The sequence below is a fragment of the Pseudomonas asgharzadehiana genome, from assembly GCF_019139815.1.
GTDB lineage: Bacteria > Pseudomonadota > Gammaproteobacteria > Pseudomonadales > Pseudomonadaceae > Aquipseudomonas > Aquipseudomonas asgharzadehiana.
Genome location: NZ_CP077079.1, coordinates 3,820,581 through 3,837,748, shown reverse-complemented (window position 1 = coordinate 3,837,748; position 17,168 = coordinate 3,820,581). Strand labels below are relative to the sequence as shown.

Here is a 17,168-nt window from a genome sequence, read left to right as displayed (position 1 = left end):
TGGTTTTATTGTTGGAGGGTGTCAACTGTCGAACAGGTTTAACGGGCAGTGCTGGAGCGGCGTCGCAGGGTGTCGATGGTGACGGCGAGGGCGATGACCACGCCGATCACCACTTGTTGAATAAAGGGCGAAACGCCCAGCAGGTTGAGGCCATTGCGCAACACGCCAATGATCAGCACGCCCACCAGGGTGCCGCCGATGCTGCCCACGCCACCGCTGAGGCTGGCGCCGCCGATCACTACGGCGGCGATGGCGTCCAGTTCCAGGCTCAGGCCGGCGCTCGGTTGCGAGGAGTCGAGGCGCGCGGCCAGGGTGACCGCGGCGATGCCGGCGAGAGCGCCGCTGATGGCGTACACCCACAGGGTAATCGCACGCACCTTGATGCCCGACAGGCGCGCCACTTCCGGGCTGCCGCCCATGGCGTAGAGGTTGCGGCCACCGGCGCGAAAGCGCAGGAACACCCAGGCCACCAGCAACATCACCAGGAACAGCCCGACAGTGGCGGATAAAAAGCCGAAATGCCGCACCGTGGCCAGGCTGGTGAACCACTCCGGGTAACCGACGATCTGCCGGCCTTCGGTGAGGATGTTCGCCAGGCCGCGGGCCACCGACATCATGGTCAGCGTGGCAATGAACGGCGGTAACTTGGCGTAGGTGATCAACCCGCCGGACACCAGACCGGCGAGCATGCCGGTGGCAATCGAGATCGCAATCGCAAAGCCCAGCGGCACCGCCTGGTCCTGATACAGCCAGCCGAGCATCATCATCGAGAAGGCCAGTACCGAGCCGACCGACAGATCGATGCCGCCGATCACGATCACCGCCGTCATGCCGATCGCCAGGATGCCCAGCACCGTGACCTGATCAAGAATGTTCAGGCCATTGCGCAAAGAGAAAAAGAATTCGGAGCTGAAGGAGAAAACCAGCACCAGCAGCACAAGCCCTATCAGTGGGCCGCCGATATTGCTGGGCAGCAGTTTCACCAGGCGGGGGCGGGGTGGCGGCTTGAGTTCGTCCGGGTGCTGGACAATCGCTTTGGCGTCCACAGTGTTCTCCTGAGTTGTTGTTTTTGGAGTGCTTTCAGGCTGCTTGAATATTTATGCGCGCCTGACTGTTAATTCAGATTCCAGTGACACCGTGGCAAAGTCAAGCGCTTAATTTTTCGGGTATGCCTCTAAAACGCCGGTTTAACGGCACGCAAAGCCACGGGGTAGACCGGCCCGTGTGGGATTTTGCCCGTTTGTCCGAGTGATATTTCTTCAGTTTTTTCATTTTTACAGCGATCGCTCCCTTGACCGCGTAGAGGATCAGCGTCTAAATAGAAATATATTGTCATTGCTGAATAAATATTCAAACACAGCTTTCGGCACTTCCAACTCACGTGGTCAGCCCCACAGGAGCCGCTGCATGAATGCCTTCCAGTACAACGCCCACCAGATCAAGGAACAGGCCCGCCTGATCCGCCGCCATGTGATCCGTCTGAACGCCGATTCCCCGGCAGGTGGTCACACCGGGGCCGACCTGTCGGAAACCGACATCCTTGCCACGCTGTATTTCCGCATCCTCGATACCGGCCCGGAACGCACCGAAGACCCCGAGCGCGATATGTATATCCAAAGCAAAGGCCACGGTGTGGGTGGTTTGTACTGCTGCCTGGCGCAGGCGGGCTACATCCCCGAGGCGTGGTTGTCGACGTATCAGCACTTCAATTCGCACTTGCCCGGCCACCCGGTGCGCCAGAAAACCCCCGGCATCGAGCTCAATACCGGTGCCCTCGGCCACGGCTTGCCGGTAGCGGTAGGGCTGGCCTTGGCGGCGAAGATGTCCGGCAGTAAAAAACGTATCTACGTGCTGACCGGCGACGGCGAGCTGGCCGAAGGCTCCAACTGGGAGGCTGCGATGGCGGCGGCCAAGTACGGCCTGGATAACCTGTTTGTGATCGTCGACAAAAACAAGCTGCAGTTGGCCGGATTGACCGCCGACATCATGCCGCTCGACCCGCTGGATGTGAAATGGGCCGCCTTTGGCTTTACGGTCAGCGAATGCGACGGCAACGATGTGGGCCAGTTGATCGAAACCCTGGAGCGCATGCAAACCCGCACCGGCGCGCCTCAGGTGCTGATCGCCCACACAGTCAAAGGCAAGGGCGTGTCGTTTATCGAAGCCCGCCCCGAATGGCACCATCGCGTGCCCAAGGGTGATGAAATCAATGCAGCACTGGAGGAGTTGAACCATGGCGAGTGAACATTTGGCGAGCGTCATGGTGCAGGCCTTTATTGACGCGGTCGACGCCGGGTTGGACCTGGTGCCGGTGGTCAGCGACTCCACATCGACGGCCAAGATCGGCCCGTTTGCCCAGCGTTTTCCCGAGCGCTTGATCAACGTTGGCATCGCCGAGCAGTCGCTGGTCAGCGTCGCGGCGGGGCTGGCCCTGGGTGGCAAGATTGCTGCCACCTGCAACGCCGCGCCGTTTCTGATCTCGCGCGCCAATGAGCAGATCAAGGTCGACGTCTGCTACAACCAGGCCAACGTGAAGATGTTCGGCCTCAACGCCGGGGCCAGCTACGGCCCGCTGGCCAGCACCCACCACAGCCTCGACGATATTTCGGTGATGCGGGGCTTTGGCAATGTGCACATCTTCGCCCCGGCCGATGCCGCAGAGTGTCGGCAGATCGTCGATTACGCGTTGCGCTACCACGGGCCGGTGTATATCCGCCTCGACGGCAAAGCGTTGCCCGACCTGCACGACGCGAACTATAAATTCACGCCCGGCCAGGTGGATATCCTGCGCCAGGGGGCCGACGTGAGCATCGTGGCGCTCGGTTCGGTGGTGCATGAAGCGGTGGACGCCGCAAATTTGCTGGCCGAGCAGGGCATCCAGGCGCAGGTGATCAACCTGTCGTCGATCCGGCCGTTGCAGCGCGATGTGTTGCTCAGCGCATTGAGTGGCACCCGCGCCGTGATCAGCGTGGAAGAACACAACATCAACGGCGGCGTCGGCAGCCTGGTCGCCGAAGTGTTGGCCGAAGCCGGGCTGGGCATTGCGTTGGTGCGCCTGGGCATCGGCGATGGCGAATACGCCGCCGCCGGTGCGCGCGAACCGACGCGCGCCTTGCATAACATCGACGCGGCTGGGATTGTGGCGGCTGCCACTCGGTTGCGGTGACCCCATGAATAACCACACTCCGCTGATCCTGGCGATAGACGAAGGCACCAGCAATGCCAAGGCGGTGCTGGTCAACGAACAGGGGCAGGTGATCGCCCGCGGTTCGCGGCCATTGAGCGTCAGCCACCCCCAGGCCGGTTTTTCCGAACAGGACCCGCTGTTTATCTGGCACAGCACCCTGGCCGCGATGGAAGACTGCCTGGCCCAGGTGGATCGCCCGATCACCGCGCTGGCGATCAGCAACCAGCGCGAATCGGTGGTGGCTTGGGACAGCCGTACCGGCGAGCCGCTGTCGCCATGCATCAGTTGGCAATGCCGACGCTCCACCGTGTTGTGCGCCCAGTTGCATCAGCAAGGGCACGAAGCCCTCATCCTGGAACGCACCGGGTTGGCCCTGGACCCCATGTTCTCGGCCGGTAAATTTCGCTGGATCCTCGACCACCTGGACAACGGCCACGCCCGCGCCGCTGCCGGTGAGATTTGCCTGGGCACCGTCGACAGCTGGCTGCTCTGGCAACTCAGCGGCGGCCAGGTGTTTGCCACTGACTATTCCAACGCGGCGCGCACGCAGCTGTTCAACCTGCACACCTGCGCCTGGGACCCGGTGCTGTTGGACCTGTTTGCGATTCCCCTGGCAGCGCTGGCGCCGATCCAGCCCAGCGCGGGGTTCTTCGCCGAAACCGTCGCGCTGGGCGGCTTGCCCGCCGGGATCCCGATCATGTCGATGGTTGGCGACTCCCACGCCGCGCTGTACGGGCAGGGCGGTTTTGCGCCGGGGTTGGTCAAGGCCACCCTGGGTACCGGCTCCTCCTTGATGACCCCCATGAGCGGCGCGATTGCCTCCACCCATGGGCTGTCGACCACCCTGGCCTGGCATGACGGCGTGAAACCCACGTTCGGTATGGAGGGCAATATCGTCCACACCGGCGCCGCCGTGCAATGGGCCGCGCGCCTGGTGGCCGGCGGTTCCCTGGACGCCTTGACCGAGCAAGCCGCGCAACTGCCGGATAACGGCGGTGTGTACTTTGTGCCGGCACTGTCCGGGCTGGGCGCGCCGCATTGGCAAGCCGATGCGCGAGGGTTGATGTGCGGGCTGACCGAGGCCACGTCCGGCGCGCATATCCTGCGCGCGTCGCTGGAGTCCATCGGCTATCAGATTCGCGACGTGTTCGACGCGATGCAGCAGGACATCGGCAGCCCGTTGAAAGAACTGTGGGTAGACGGCGGCGCCACGCGAAATAGCTGGCTGATGCAGTTTTTGGCCAACCTGCTGCAACGCCCGGTGGTGCGTAGCCTGTCACCGGAAGTCTCGGCGCTGGGCGCGGCGCATCTGGCCGGGCGGGCGTTGGGGCTGTGGGCTGATGATCAAGCGCTGAGGCAGTTGGAACGCCAGCGCGAGCGCTTTGAGCCGCAGGATGACCCGGCGATGGCAGGGCGTTATTTAGAATGGAAAAAGGCCCTGGCCCGCACGCTTCTCTAAAGACCGGTGGAGGTCAACTGTGGGAGGGGGCTCCCTCCCACATTTTCTAACCGCGTTCGGTCTCAAGGCTTCCACGTCTGCACATCCTTGGCATCCACGGCTCTGGGCAACAACCCCGCCCTGAAGAACGCATCGGCAATCTTCTGCTGTTCCCCCAACTGGTCCACCGTCACCGGCTGCACCTGATAACTGCGGTGCGTGTTCGCCGCTTCCACCGTGGCCACATCCAGGTTGCCCCACAACGGCCCCAGCACTTTCGCCGCCTCCTGGGGATGGGTTTTAACCCATTGCCCGGCCTGCTCCAGCTGCGCATACACCACCTTCAATACCTGCGGATGCGCCGTGGCGTAAGGCGTGCCCGTGAGGTAATAGCGCTTGTAACTCGCCAGCCCCGCGCCATCGGCCAGGGTGCGCGTGGGCAGTTGCCGCTGAACGCTGGTGAGGAAGGGCTCCCAGGTGACCCAGGCGTCGACCTTGTTGTTTTCGAAGGCAGCGCGGCCGTCGGCGGGAGACAGGTACGCCGGTTCGATATCCGCGAAGGCCAGCCCGGCTTTATTCAGCGCGGCGATGAGCAGGTAGTGGGTGCCGGCCGCCTTGGTCACTGCGATTTTCTTGCCTTTCAAATCCGCCAATTGCTCGATCGGCGAGTCTTTGCGCACCACGATGGCCTGGGCCGAAGGCGAGGGCGCTTCCTGGGCAAAGTAGGTGAGCTTGGCCTGGGCGGCCTGGGCGAAAATCGGCACGGTGTCGGCCACGTCGGCGCTGATGTCCACGTTGCCCACGTTCAGCGCTTCGAGCAACGGCAGGCCACTGGGGAATTCGTGCCAACTCACGTCAATGTTGTCGGCCTTGAGGGCTTTTTCCAGGGTGCCCTGGGTTTTCAGCAGAGTGATGAGGGTGGAGGATTTTTGATAGCCGATGCGCAGGGTTTCCTGGGCCTGCGCGCTCACGGCGACAGACAAGGCCAGCAACCCGAAGACAGCAGCGAGGGGACGAGGTATGGACATGGCACGCTCGATGTTCAACGAAATTTGGCCAAGCATAAGGTTCTAAAAACCTTTAGATAAATAATCTTTAGGCCTGAGCTTAGGTCGCTTTTTTGCGCATTTCGATGAAGTCAGTGGGCGTCTTTCAGCGCAATGGTCTGGACGCTCGCGCTGAGCACCCCCGCACGTTCCGCCAGGTAGCGCGCCGGCGGCTGGCCCACCGCCTTGCGGAACATGGTGATGAAGCCGCTGGCATTTTCATAACCCAGGTCCAGCGCCACCCGCTGCACACTCTCACCCTTGGCCAGCCGTTGCAGGGACAGGATCACATGCAGCTGCCGGCGCCAACGGCCGACACTCAGGCCCAGCTCCTCCAGCAACAGGCGTGTCATGCTGCGTTCGCTCATGCCGATGCGCACGGCCCACTGGCCCATGGTGGCTTTGTCGGTGGGATCGGCCAGCAGGCTGTTTGCCAGGCGGCGCAAGCGTGCGTCCTGGGGCATGGGCAGGTGCAGGGCTTCGACCGGCGCGGCGGCCAGTTCATCCAGCAACGTATTGATCAGGCGACCTTGGGGGCCGGCCTCGTCATACAACTGCGGGAAGCTCACGGCCTTGCTGATCAATTCATGCAGCAGGCTCGATACCGCCAGGGTGCAGCAGCGCGGAGCGAGGGCCTGGGCGGCGCTGGGCTCGATCAGCAGGCAATACACGTGCGCTTCGCCTGAGCCGCGCGCCGAATGGGGCGTGCCGCCGGGAATCCACAGTGCGCACTGGGGCGGCACGATCCAGATTCCCGCTTCGATTTCACAGTGGATGACCCCACGCAGGGTATACATCAACTGGCCCTTGCGGTGGGTGTGCTGGGCATGTTCCCAGGAGTCCGACGTGCTGGTGGCGCCCACGGCCACCACGGCTCGGGGGAGCAGGTCGGCGTCCTTGGCCATCAGCGGGTCGAGCAGGTCGAGACGGCGGTGCTTCATGGTGGGGCTCGCAGGCTGGCCGGATTGCGAAACAGTCTGGCTATTCTGTGCAATGCCGTCCAGTGGTTGCGGCCTTAATATTGAGATCTACTCTCATTAAGGAGCTGTGCCATGCGACTAGACAGTACAACGTTCCCGGTGGTGAAAATCGTCTTCGATGCGCCGAGCCAAGACGGGCCGGAGGATGCCTTCCGACTCTTTGAAACCCTGCTGGCACGGCGGCAATCCTTCCTGCTGCTGCATGAAAAAGCCGTGGACGAAAGCAATCACGAACATTCCCATGAGCAGCGCAAGCAAGCCTCGATCTGGATGAAGAAACACCGCGAGGCGCTGCGCACGTTCGTCAAGGGCATGATCCAGGTGGAACCCAGCGCGGCCAAGCGCCTGGCGCTCAAACCGTTTGCGGTGATGGTCGGCAAGGCCTGGGGGTATCCGTTGCTGGTGGTGGAGTCCAAAGACCAGGCGTGGGCGCTGGCGCGGGATGTGCTGGATGAGCGGGTGTCGGATGTGGCGCATTTTTGAAGGCGCACACCACCATCGGCGGCCCTGCTGGCAAACGATCCGAGAATGCAGCTTAGATTGTGTGGGGCTTGCACGCCCATTGAAGTATCCTGCGCGCCCCGCTTTCCACTGACTCAAAGACAGATGACAGGACAAGACATGCAGGCGCTGCTGGAGTCGATCCTCGACGAAGTGCGCCCACTGATCGGCCTCGGTAAAGTCGCCGACTACATTCCCGCACTGGCCGACGTGCCCGCCAACCAACTCGGCATCGCCGTGTACGGCAACGACGGCTCGGCCTTCCGCGCCGGTGATGCCGATACGCTGTTCTCGGTGCAGAGCATTTCCAAGGTGTTCAGCCTGGTGCAGGCCATCGACCATGGCGGCGAAACCATTTGGGAGCGCCTGGGGCATGAACCGTCGGGGCAACCGTTCAACTCCCTGGTGCAGCTGGAATTCGAACGCGGCCGCCCGCGCAACCCGTTCATCAACGCCGGTGCGCTGGTGATCTGCGACATCAATCAATCGCGCTTCGCCGTGCCGATTCTGTCGATGCGCGACTTTGTAAGGCGCCTGTCCGGCAACCCGCAGATCCTGGTCAATAGCGTGGTCGCCGACTCCGAAGCCCAACATGGCGCGCGCAACGCGGCCATGGCGTATTTGATGAAGTCCTTCGGTAACTTCCACAACGACGTCGACGCGGTGCTGCACAGCTACTTCAACTACTGCGCGCTGCAGATGAGCTGCCTGGACCTGGCCAAGGCGTTCAGCTTCCTCGCCAACGAAGGCACCAGCGCCCACAGCGGAGAACAGATCTTGACCGCGCGCCAGACCAAGCAAGTCAACTCGATCATGGCCACCAGCGGGCTGTACGACGAGGCGGGCAATTTTGCCTATCGCGTAGGGTTGCCGGGCAAGAGCGGCGTGGGCGGCGGGATTGTCGCGGTGGTGCCGGGGCAATTCACCGTGTGCGTGTGGTCGCCGGAGCTGAACGCGGCGGGGAACTCGCTGGCGGGGATCAGGGCGTTGGAATTGTTGAGCGAGCGGATTGGGTGGTCGGTGTTTTGAGTGGGTTGAGATCGCTCCCACGCAGAGGGTGGGAACGATCATCGGGTGTCATGCGGCTGGATGGGCGTCATCCAGTGCTTTGTCCACCAGCAGTTGCACACCTTCCAGCATACGGCAGATGCCCAGCGCCACATTGCGTTGTGCACCCTCGATTTCAAAGGCCAGGTGGGTGGCGATGTCGGTGATGGAGGATAGATCCTGGGATGCGTTGACCAGCAGGGTTTCGGTGCCCAAGTTAGGGCGTACGGTGAAGAGTTTATCTGGGGGATTTGGGGTGTCTTTAATCATGGTGGAACTCCGTCGACAAGTGGAGCCGCCAGCGTTCGCGGTCAAACGAAGAGGGTGGCAGCTGTACGCGGGTTGACCGACCGGTTGTCAACGAACCCGGCATACCCGAAGGTATCCCGCGCACAACTGCCGCGACACGATACCTCAGGCACAAAAAAAACGCCTGGGATAGGTGCAGGGCGTAGCAGTTCGTTAACAAGGCCGGACGGTCAAATCCGGTCGCTGAATTGGCAGCGACGGGGGAAGAGGTTAGTCAGCGAAGTTCCGGGCGGCAACCTGAAACAGTCGTGGGAAAACTCTGAGAGTTCGGGGCGAAGTGCTATCCCTGTGGGAGGGGGCTTGCTCCCGATAGCTGTGGATCAGTGACAAATGTATTGACTGACACACTGCTATCGGGAGCAAGCCCCCTCCCACATTTGGATTTTCATTGTTCTTTGGGATTTATGTGAGCCCAAACAAAAAATGCGCCCCTTCGGGCGCATTCTTTTGTTCGGTCAGCTATCGCCTATCAGGCAATCGCATCCCAGGCCCGATCACCTTTCTCGTCCTTGATGCGAGTCGGCAAGCCCATCACGTCCAGCGCCTTCAGGAACGGCTCAGCCGGCAGTTCCTCGACGTTGGCCATGTGTTTCACATCCCACTCGCCACGGGCAACCAGCAGCGCTGCGGCCACCGGTGGAACGCCGGCGGTGTAGGAGATGCCCTGGCTGTCGGTCTCGGCAAAGGCTTCTTCATGGCAGGCCACGTTGTAGATAAACAACTCACGTGGCTGGCCATCCTTGGTGCCTTTGACCAGGTCGCCGATGCAGGTTTTGCCGGTGTAGCCAGGGGCGAGCGACGACGGGTCGGGCAGCACGGCCTTGACCACTTTCAGCGGCACCACTTCCAGGCCTTCGGCGGTCTTGACCGGCTTTTCGGAGAGCAGGCCGAGGTTTTTCAGTACGGTGAACACGTTGATGTAGTGTTCGCCGAAGCTCATCCAGAAGCGCACGTTCGGCACGTCGAGGTTTTTCGACAGCGAGTGCACTTCGTCATGGCCGGTGAGGTAGAGGTTCTGCGGACCGACGACCGGCAGGTCGTCGGTGCGTTTGACTTCGAACATGGTGTTGCTGGTCCACTGGCTGTTCTGCCAGCTCCACACCTGCCCGGTGAATTCGCGGAAGTTGATTTCCGGATCGAAATTGGTGGCGAAGTATTTGCCATGGGAGCCGGCATTGACGTCGAGAATGTCGATCGAATCAATGCGGTCGAAATGCTGTTGCTGCGCCAGCGCGGCATACGCGTTGACGACACCCGGGTCGAAGCCCACGCCGAGGATGGCGGTGATGTTCTTCTGTTTGCATTCTTCCAGGTGGTTCCATTCGTAGTTGCCGTACCACGGCGGGGTCTCGCAGACCTTGCCTGGCTCTTCGTGGATGGCGGTGTCGAGGTACGCAACGCCGGTGTCGATGCAGGCACGCAGGACCGACATGTTCAGGAACGCGGAACCTACGTTGATGACGATCTGCGATTCGGTCTCGCGGATCAGAGCCTTGGTCGCTTCCACGTCCAGGGCGTTCAGCGCGAAGGCTTGGATATCGGCGGGCACCTTGAGGCTACCCTTGGCCTTGACGCTGTCGATGATGGCCTGGCATTTGGAGATGTTGCGCGACGCGATAGCAATACGACCGAGTTCGTCGTTGTGCTGCGCGCACTTGTGGGCCACCACCTTGGCGACACCTCCTGCACCAATGATAAGAACGTTCTTTTTCAATTGCTTTTACTCTCCTAATATCCGCCAGCTTACGAAAGGCTGGACAGGTAGTCGTCGTAACCAAATTCACGAACCACTTCGACTGTACCGTCGAGTTGTTTCACTACGATGGACGGCATTTTCAGGCCGTTGAACCAGTTTTTCTTGACCATGGTATAGCCCGCGGTGTCGATGAACGACAGCCGATCGCCGATGGCCAGCGGACGATCAAATTGATATTCGCCGAAGATGTCCCCGGCCAGGCACGATTTGCCGCACACCATGACGGTGTGTTCACCCGCGCTGGGTGCCAGCTTGGCGTTGAGGCGGTAGATCAGCAGGTCCAACAGGTGGGCCTCGATGGAGCTGTCGACCACGGCGAGGTTTTTGCCGTTGTAGAGCGTGTCGAGCACGGTGACTTCCAGCGAGGCGCTGTTGGTGATCGCCGCTTCGCCGGGTTCCAGGTAGACCTGCACGCCGTACTTTTCGGAGAACGCCTTCAAGCGCGCGCAGAACGCGTCCAGCGCGTAGCCTTCGCCGGTGAAGTGGATGCCGCCGCCGAGGCTGACCCACTTGACCTTGTGCAGCAGTTCACCGAAGCGTTCCTCGATGGTGCCGAGCATCTTGTCGAACAGGCTGAAATCGCCGTTCTCGCAGTTGTTATGGAACATGAAGCCGGAGATCTGTTCGATCACGCCTTCGATCTTCACCGGGTCCCATTCGCCCAGGCGGCTGAATGGGCGCGCCGGGTCGGCCAGCAGGTAATCGGAACTGCTCACCTGCGGGTTCACACGCAGGCCACGGGTCTTGCCTTCGCTGCGTTCGGCGAAACGCTGCAACTGGCTGATCGAGTTGAAGATGATCTTGTCGCAGTTCTCCAGCATCTCTTCGATTTCATCGTCGGCCCAGGCCACGCTGTAGGCGTGGGCCTCGCCTTCGAATTTCTGGCGACCGAGCTTGAGCTCATACAGCGACGACGACGTGGTGCCGTCCATGTATTGCTGCATCAAGTCGAACACCGACCAGGTGGCAAAGCACTTGAGCGCCAGCAGAGCCTTGGCGCCGGACTGTTCGCGCACGTAAGCAATCTTCTGCATGTTGACCAGAAGCTTCTGTTTATCGATGAGGTAGTACGGCGTTTTGATCATTTTTGAGAGCCTGCGGCGGTGCCTGCCAAAAAAGGACACGCATTGTGCCCGCACTTGGTCAGGATCGAAAGGTTAGCCGGCGGATTTTGCGCACCCGGTCTCCCAGCATAGTCCTCGAGTATGACTATCCATGGATGTACACCGGTCCAGTGTGGGAGGGAGCAAGCCCCCTCCCACAATTGATTCTCTGTGCATCAGTTACATTGACATCAAACCGTCATCTCTCTACCACCGTCCTGCCATATTGCCCCGTTACTGTCCTGGCCAATGAGATCGATCTCAAGCGAGTGACAATGACTGACCTGAAAGACGTTGCACGCCTGGCTGGGGTATCCCGCGCCACCGCCGCGCGTACCTTTGCCTCCCCTGAGCAGGTGCGCATGAGCACCCGTGAACAGGTGTTTGCCGCCGCCCGTGAGCTGGGTTTTCGTCCCAACCTGCTGGGCCGCCAGCTGCGCCTGCAAACCACCAACCTGATCGGCGTGGTCGTCCCAAACCTGCTCAACCCAGTGTTCGCCGAACAGTTCCAGGCCATGGAGCGCGCGGCGCGGTTGCGCGGCTACAGCCTGGTGTTGGCGACCACCGACTACAGCGCCGAGCGCGAGTGCAGCGTGGTCGAAGAACTGCTACGCCAGCGCGTCGACGGCCTGGTGCTGACCGTCACCGATGCCGAGAGCAACAGCGTGCTCAGCAGCCTCAATACCGAGAAAACCCCGTTCGTGCTGGCCTATCACCAACCGAGCAACCCCAACTACAGCGCCGTGTCGGTGGACAACCGCGCCGGCATGGCCATGGCCACGCGGTATCTGCTGGAAGCAGGGCACCGGCGCGTCAGCATGGTCGCCGGCCCCGCGTTGCAGTCCGACCGTGCGCGCCTGCGTTACGCCGGGTATTGCGACGCCATGCAAGCGTTCGGCCTCAAGAGCCGCCCGGTGATCGAAATGCCGGCCCACACTCAGGCTGAATTCGTCGCCATCCAGCCGTACCTCGAAGGCCCCGAGGCGCCCACCGCGCTGCTGTGCTCCAACGATTTCCTGGCCATCAGCCTGATCGCCGAGTTGCGTCGCAACGCCTGGCACGTGCCCCAGCAACTGTCGGTGATGGGCTTTGACGGCATATCCCTCGGCACCCAGACGCACCCGACCCTGTGCAGCGTGGTGCAGCCCATCGCGCTGCTCGCCAGCACAGTGATTGACCAATTGCTGGCGCAGATCGCCGGCAACGCCCCGATTTCCCATTGTCTGCCTTGCCATATCCGGCCGGGCGAAAGCAGCCAACCCCATGAGGAGTCCCTTGATGCGCGCATTCCGTAAAACCCTGGCCGCCGTGCTGCTGTGTGGCATGGCCAGCCTGGCCCAGGCCGCCGACACCGCGATTTGCTACAACTGCCCGCCGGACTGGGCCGACTGGGGCACCCAACTCAAGGCCATTGCCGCCGATACTGGCGTGCAAGTGCCGCTGGACAACAAGAACTCCGGCCAGTCCCTGGCGCAACTGGTGGCGGAAAAAGCCGCGCCGGTGGCCGACGTGGTGTACTACGGCGTGACCTTCGGCCTGCAGGCGCAAAAAGCCGGCGTGGTCGATGGCTACACACCCAAAGGCTGGGAGCAGATCCCCTCCGGTTTGAAAGACCCGGCGGGGCAGTGGTTTGCGATCCACTCCGGCACCTTGGGCATCATGGTCAACGTCGATGCCCTGGGCGGCCTGCCCGTACCGCAAAGCTGGGCTGACCTGCTCAAGCCCGAATACAAAGGCATGGTCGGTTACCTCGACCCGTCCAGCGCGTTCGTCGGCTACGTGTCGGCGGTGGCGATCAACCGCGCCCTGGGCGGCGACCTGGACAACTTCACCCCGGCCATCGACTACTTCCAGAAACTGGCGCAAAACGCCCCCATCGTGCCCAAGCAAACCGCCTATGCGCGGGTGCTGTCCGGTGAGTTGCCGATCCTGGTGGACTACGACTTCAACGCCTACCGCGCACGCTACAAAGACAACGCTCACGTCGACTTCGTGATCCCCAGGGAAGGCAGCATCAGCGTGCCGTATGTCATGAGCCTGGTTGCCAACGCGCCGCACCGCGCCAATGGCGAGAAGGTACTGGACTTTGTGCTGTCCGACGCCGGCCAGGCATTGTGGGCCAAGGCGTACCTGCGACCGGTACGCCCGGTGCCGATACCAGCCGAAGTCGCCGCGCAATTCCTGCCGGACAGCGACTACGCCCGCGCCGGCGTGGTGGACTACCAGAAAATGGCCGCCGTGCAGGAAGCCTTCGCCGCCCGTTACCTGAACGAGGTCAAGTAAGTGGCCACATCCGCACGACACGCCGCCTGGGCCCTGGCCCCGGCGTTTGCGGTGCTGTTGGCGTTCTGGCTGTTGCCGCTTGCGCACTTGATCGTGCTGGGCAGCGAAAGCCGTGACAGCAATGGCAGCGGCTATTGGCAAGTGCTCAGCAGCGCACAGTACGTGGGCAGCCTGGTGCAAACCTGCGTGCTGGCGATGGTCGTCACGGGCGCGGCCTTGCTGGTGGGCGGTATCAGTGGGGTGTTCCTCGCGCGGCAGCGGTTTTTCGGGCGCTCGGCGCTGGTGGCGTTGCTCACGTTTCCGCTGGCGTTTCCCGGCGTGGTGGTGGGCTTTCTGGTGATTCTGTTGGCGGGGCGCCAGGGCCTGCTGGCGTCTCTGGGCCTGCACCTGGCCGGTGAGCGGTGGATCTTCGCCTACTCGTTGGCCGGGTTGTTCGTGGGTTATCTGTACTTCTCGATCCCACGGGTGATTCTCACGGTAATGGCCGCCTGCGAAAGCCTTGACCGCAGCCTGGAAGAAGCCGCGCATTCGCTGGGCGCCGGGCACTGGCGCGTGGTGTGCGACGTGATCGTACCCGGCCTGGCGCCGGCGCTGGCGTCGTGCGGGGCGATCTGTTTTGCCACGTCGATGGGCGCCTTCGGCACGGCCTTTACCTTGGGCACGCGGCTGAACGTCACTCCCGTGGCGATCTACAACGTATTCACCAATTACGCCAACTTTGCCGTCGCCGCTGCGTTGTCGGTGGTACTGGGCGCGGTGACCTGGGCGGTGTTGCTGCTCACGCGGCGCCTGGTGAAAAACGCGGGGACGGTCCTGTGAAGCGCTCATCACTGTTTGTTGTGCAACTGCTGTTTACCTTGCTGGTGTGCGCTTTCATGTTGGTGCCGGTGTTGATGTCGTTACTGGCGGGGCTCACACGCAACTTCTTTGTCGGCCTGTCCAGTGGCCTCACGTTCGATTGGCTGGTGCAGGTATGGCAGGCCTATTCGCCAACCGTGTGGCTGTCGCTGCAACTGGCCGTGGCCTGCGCAGTGTGCGTGTGTGTGGTCGGCGTACCGGCGGCTTACGCCCTGGTGCGCATGAACAACCGCTTCAGCCGCGCCTTCGAGAAACTGATGGTGCTGCCGGTGGCGATGCCGGGCCTGGCCAGTGCGCTGGCCTTGCTGCTCACCTACGGCCAGTTCGGCGCGTTTCGCAGCAGTTGGCTGTTCATCCTGGTCGGTCATGTGCTGTTCACCCTGCCATTTTTGGTACGCCCGGTAATGGCGGTGATGCAGCGCCAGCAACTGCCGGTGCTGGAAGAGGCGGCGGCCAGCCTTGGCGCCGGCCCTATCAAGCGCTTTTTCAGCGTGGTGGTGCCCAACTGCCGGGCGGGGATTCTGGCGGGGGTGCTGATGGTGGTCACCCTGTCCCTGGGTGAATTCAACCTGACCTGGATGTTGCACACACCGATGACCAAAACCCTGCCGGTCGGCCTGGCCGACAGCTATGCCTCGGCACGCCTGGAAATCGCCAGTGCCTACACCCTGATCTTTTTGCTGATGATCGTGCCGCTGCTGATTGCATTGCAGGCCATCAGTGCCCGTTTATCCCGTGGAGAGCGTCGATGACCGCTATCACTATTCGCCTGCAGGGCTGTCGCAAGGCATTCGCCGACGGCACCGTGGCCGTGCATGCCATGAATTTGACCGTCGAAGGCGGCGAAACCCTGGCGATTCTCGGCCCGTCCGGCTGTGGCAAAACCACCACCTTGCGCCTGATCGCCGGTCTGGAGCGCCCGGACGTTGGCCAGGTGCTGTTCGGTGACCGGGATGTGACGCGCCTGCCCATCGAGCGTCGCGACGTGGGCATGGTGTTCCAGAACTACGCGTTGTTTCCCAACCTGGATGTGGCGGGGAATATCGTTTATGGCTTGAAGGTTCGCGGTATGTCGCCGCTGGAGCGCAACAAGCGCTGCGACGAGTTGCTGGAACTGGTGGGGCTGCAGGACCACGGCGCGCGCAGCATCCACGAGTTGTCCGGCGGCCAGCGCCAACGCGTGGCACTCGCCCGCGCCCTGGCGCCGCGCCCCAAAGTGCTGTTGTTGGATGAACCGCTGGCCGCCCTCGATGCGCAACTGCGTGAGCGCCTGCGCAGTGAGCTGAATGAACTGCTGCGCGGCCTCGGCATCACGTCGGTATTTGTCACCCATGACCAGGGCGAAGCCATGGCCCTCGGTGATCGCATCCTGGTGATGGAGCACGGCCGCATCGCGCAACTGGCCAGCCCACGGGAGATCTACCAGCAACCGGCGAATGCCTTCGTCGCCGGTTTCGTCGGCAACCTGAACGCCTTTGAAGTCATCGAACCCTCCGTTCACGGTTTGAAAGTCTGCGGCGGCGAGTTGCCGTGGCACAAGGCTCATGTGCCCAGTACCGTGTACTGCCGCCCCGAACACCTGCGGGTGATGGAACACGAAGGGCATCTGCAGGGGCATCTGCTCGCGCAGTTTTTCCAGGGCGCGCACAGCCGTTTGCTGGTCGACGTCGGCGGCCCACAACCGCTGCTGGTCGACAGCAGCGACAACCACCTGTACAGCGTCGGCGTGCCGATGGCCCTGGCAATTGCGCCGCATACATTGTTCACCCTCAATGCGTGAGAATTTGCCTGTGAATCGTCCGTTTCTAGTCGCCCACATCAGTGACCTGCACCTTAAAGCCGGCCAGCGCCTCACCTATGGGGTTGTGGATACCCTGGGCGCACTGCGCCGCGCCATCGACCATCTGAACGCCAGCCGGCCGCGGCCGGATATCGTGGTGGTCAGCGGCGACCTGGTGGACTTCGGCCGCGCCGATGAATACGCCGTGCTGCACCCGCAACTCGCGCGCCTGCACATGCCGTGCTACCTGGTGCCGGGCAACCATGACAGCCGTGGGCCGCTGTTGGATGCATTCAGTGACCACGCCTATTTGCCGCGTTCGGCCGACGGCCCGTTGGATTGGGTGGTGGACGCGCACCCGCTGCGGCTGATCGGTTTGGATTCCACCATTCCCGGCGGCCATGGTGGCCAGTTACTCGACAGCCAAGTGCAGTGGCTCGACGCACAGTTGGCGTTGCGCCCTGATGTGCCGACCTTGCTGATCCTGCACCATCCGCCCTTTATCAGCGGCATCGGCCATATGGACCGCGAACCCTTTATCAATGCCACCGCCCTGGAAGCCGTCGTCGCCCGGCACCCCCAAGTAGAACGCCTGTTATGCGGGCACCTGCACCGACCGATGCAGCGACGCTTCGGTGGCAGCCTCAGCTGTGTGTGCCCCGGCACGTCCCATCAGATCGTGCTGGATTTGCAGGCAGCGGCACCCGCGCATTTCAACCTGGAACCGGCGGGGTATCTGTTGCATCGCTGGGACGCGCAACAGGGGCTGATCAGCCACAACGGCGTGTTCGGGGACTACCCGGGCCCGTATCCGTTTTATGACGCGCATGGCTTGATTGACTGAGGCTTTACACAGGTTTCAGTCAGTGAGTAAGTGATT

General features: G+C 62.2%; 17 protein-coding genes. 11 read left to right on the top strand and 6 right to left on the bottom strand.

What is annotated here, in order from left to right; genetic code table 11:
• Positions 1–38: 38 nt before the first annotated feature.
• Positions 39–1,046, bottom strand: a complete 1,008-nt coding sequence (locus tag KSS96_RS17285) for an ABC transporter permease (RefSeq protein WP_017527262.1) — start codon at positions 1,044–1,046, stop codon at positions 39–41.
• A 361-nt stretch (positions 1,047–1,407) separates the two neighbouring features.
• On the opposite strand from KSS96_RS17285, the gene KSS96_RS17280 reads away from it, so the two are divergent.
• The 3 genes from KSS96_RS17280 to KSS96_RS17270 are packed head-to-tail and all read left to right on the top strand — an operon-like array spanning position 1,408 to position 4,646.
• Positions 1,408–2,244, top strand: a complete 837-nt coding sequence (locus KSS96_RS17280) for a transketolase (RefSeq protein WP_017527263.1) — start codon at positions 1,408–1,410, stop codon at positions 2,242–2,244.
• Complete coding sequence (locus KSS96_RS17275) at positions 2,234–3,166, top strand: transketolase family protein (RefSeq protein ID WP_017527264.1); 933 nt, start codon at positions 2,234–2,236, stop codon at positions 3,164–3,166. The genes KSS96_RS17280 and KSS96_RS17275 overlap by 11 nt, the downstream gene beginning before the upstream one ends.
• 4 nt (positions 3,167–3,170) lie before the next feature.
• The gene (locus KSS96_RS17270) at positions 3,171–4,646 is read left to right on the top strand and encodes an FGGY family carbohydrate kinase (protein ID WP_017527265.1); all 1,476 of its coding nucleotides are present in this window, start codon (positions 3,171–3,173) and stop codon (positions 4,644–4,646) included.
• 62 nt (positions 4,647–4,708) lie between these two features.
• Here the strand turns inward: KSS96_RS17270 and KSS96_RS17265 are convergent, their stop codons facing one another.
• Positions 4,709–5,653, bottom strand: a complete 945-nt coding sequence (locus tag KSS96_RS17265) for an aliphatic sulfonate ABC transporter substrate-binding protein (RefSeq protein WP_065878824.1) — start codon at positions 5,651–5,653, stop codon at positions 4,709–4,711.
• Between the two features lie 110 nt (positions 5,654–5,763).
• Entirely contained in the window at positions 5,764–6,612 is an 849-nt protein-coding gene (locus tag KSS96_RS17260; protein WP_217855135.1) for an AraC family transcriptional regulator, read from the bottom strand.
• Positions 6,613–6,723: 111 nt separating this feature from the next.
• On the opposite strand from KSS96_RS17260, the gene KSS96_RS17255 reads away from it, so the two are divergent.
• Both KSS96_RS17255 and glsB read left to right on the top strand, forming a co-directional pair.
• Positions 6,724–7,134 (top strand): hypothetical protein, encoded by a 411-nt coding sequence (locus KSS96_RS17255; RefSeq protein WP_065878705.1) that lies wholly within the window; start codon positions 6,724–6,726, stop codon positions 7,132–7,134.
• A gap of 138 nt (positions 7,135–7,272) precedes the next feature.
• Positions 7,273–8,181, top strand: a complete 909-nt coding sequence (gene glsB / locus KSS96_RS17250) for a glutaminase B (protein ID WP_017527268.1) — start codon at positions 7,273–7,275, stop codon at positions 8,179–8,181.
• Between the two features lie 48 nt (positions 8,182–8,229).
• On the opposite strand, the gene KSS96_RS17245 is transcribed toward glsB, so the two are convergent.
• From KSS96_RS17245 to KSS96_RS17235, 3 genes are all read right to left on the bottom strand, one after another.
• Entirely contained in the window at positions 8,230–8,469 is a 240-nt protein-coding gene (locus KSS96_RS17245) for a DUF6124 family protein (RefSeq protein ID WP_017527269.1), read from the bottom strand.
• A 508-nt stretch (positions 8,470–8,977) separates the two neighbouring features.
• Positions 8,978–10,222 (bottom strand): saccharopine dehydrogenase family protein, encoded by a 1,245-nt coding sequence (locus tag KSS96_RS17240; RefSeq protein ID WP_017527270.1) that lies wholly within the window; start codon positions 10,220–10,222, stop codon positions 8,978–8,980.
• A 29-nt stretch (positions 10,223–10,251) separates the two neighbouring features.
• Positions 10,252–11,349 carry a carboxynorspermidine decarboxylase gene (locus KSS96_RS17235; RefSeq protein ID WP_017527271.1) on the bottom strand — a complete coding sequence of 366 codons (1,098 nt, stop codon included), beginning with the start codon at positions 11,347–11,349 and terminating at the stop codon, positions 10,252–10,254.
• Positions 11,350–11,642: 293 nt separating this feature from the next.
• Here KSS96_RS17235 and KSS96_RS17230 point away from each other — a divergent pair, with 293 nt between their 5' ends.
• Genes KSS96_RS17230 through KSS96_RS17205 form a run of 6 tightly spaced genes read left to right on the top strand, consistent with a single transcriptional unit; the run spans position 11,643 to position 17,132 of the window.
• Positions 11,643–12,662 carry a LacI family DNA-binding transcriptional regulator gene (locus KSS96_RS17230; RefSeq protein ID WP_017527272.1) on the top strand — a complete coding sequence of 340 codons (1,020 nt, stop codon included), beginning with the start codon at positions 11,643–11,645 and terminating at the stop codon, positions 12,660–12,662.
• Positions 12,646–13,650 carry an ABC transporter substrate-binding protein gene (locus KSS96_RS17225; RefSeq protein WP_017527273.1) on the top strand — a complete coding sequence of 335 codons (1,005 nt, stop codon included), beginning with the start codon at positions 12,646–12,648 and terminating at the stop codon, positions 13,648–13,650. Before KSS96_RS17230 ends, KSS96_RS17225 begins: the two co-directional genes overlap by 17 nt.
• Positions 13,651–14,469 (top strand): ABC transporter permease, encoded by an 819-nt coding sequence (locus KSS96_RS17220; protein ID WP_065878707.1) that lies wholly within the window; start codon positions 13,651–13,653, stop codon positions 14,467–14,469. It begins immediately after the preceding gene.
• Positions 14,466–15,260 (top strand): ABC transporter permease, encoded by a 795-nt coding sequence (locus tag KSS96_RS17215; RefSeq protein WP_217855133.1) that lies wholly within the window; start codon positions 14,466–14,468, stop codon positions 15,258–15,260. Before KSS96_RS17220 ends, KSS96_RS17215 begins: the two co-directional genes overlap by 4 nt.
• The gene (locus tag KSS96_RS17210; protein ID WP_217855131.1) at positions 15,257–16,288 is read left to right on the top strand and encodes an ABC transporter ATP-binding protein; all 1,032 of its coding nucleotides are present in this window, start codon (positions 15,257–15,259) and stop codon (positions 16,286–16,288) included. Before KSS96_RS17215 ends, KSS96_RS17210 begins: the two co-directional genes overlap by 4 nt.
• A 10-nt stretch (positions 16,289–16,298) precedes the next feature.
• Positions 16,299–17,132, top strand: coding sequence for a phosphodiesterase (locus KSS96_RS17205; RefSeq protein ID WP_026067220.1), 834 nt, complete (start codon positions 16,299–16,301; stop codon positions 17,130–17,132).
• Positions 17,133–17,168 lie beyond the last annotated feature (36 nt).

Coding starts and splice junctions, on each gene's coding strand:
- KSS96_RS17235 (WP_017527271.1), bottom strand. CDS start 11,349: ATGATCAAAACGCCGTACTACCTCATCGATAAACAGAAGCTTCTGGTC.
- KSS96_RS17225 (WP_017527273.1), top strand. CDS start 12,646: ATGCGCGCATTCCGTAAAACCCTGGCCGCCGTGCTGCTGTGTGGCATG.
- KSS96_RS17280 (WP_017527263.1), top strand. CDS start 1,408: ATGAATGCCTTCCAGTACAACGCCCACCAGATCAAGGAACAGGCCCGC.
- KSS96_RS17210 (WP_217855131.1), top strand. CDS start 15,257: ATGACCGCTATCACTATTCGCCTGCAGGGCTGTCGCAAGGCATTCGCC.
- KSS96_RS17230 (WP_017527272.1), top strand. CDS start 11,643: ATGACTGACCTGAAAGACGTTGCACGCCTGGCTGGGGTATCCCGCGCC.
- KSS96_RS17260 (WP_217855135.1), bottom strand. CDS start 6,612: ATGAAGCACCGCCGTCTCGACCTGCTCGACCCGCTGATGGCCAAGGAC.
- KSS96_RS17270 (WP_017527265.1), top strand. CDS start 3,171: ATGAATAACCACACTCCGCTGATCCTGGCGATAGACGAAGGCACCAGC.
- KSS96_RS17275 (WP_017527264.1), top strand. CDS start 2,234: ATGGCGAGTGAACATTTGGCGAGCGTCATGGTGCAGGCCTTTATTGAC.
- KSS96_RS17245 (WP_017527269.1), bottom strand. CDS start 8,469: ATGATTAAAGACACCCCAAATCCCCCAGATAAACTCTTCACCGTACGC.
- KSS96_RS17265 (WP_065878824.1), bottom strand. CDS start 5,653: ATGTCCATACCTCGTCCCCTCGCTGCTGTCTTCGGGTTGCTGGCCTTG.
- KSS96_RS17255 (WP_065878705.1), top strand. CDS start 6,724: ATGCGACTAGACAGTACAACGTTCCCGGTGGTGAAAATCGTCTTCGAT.
- glsB (WP_017527268.1), top strand. CDS start 7,273: ATGCAGGCGCTGCTGGAGTCGATCCTCGACGAAGTGCGCCCACTGATC.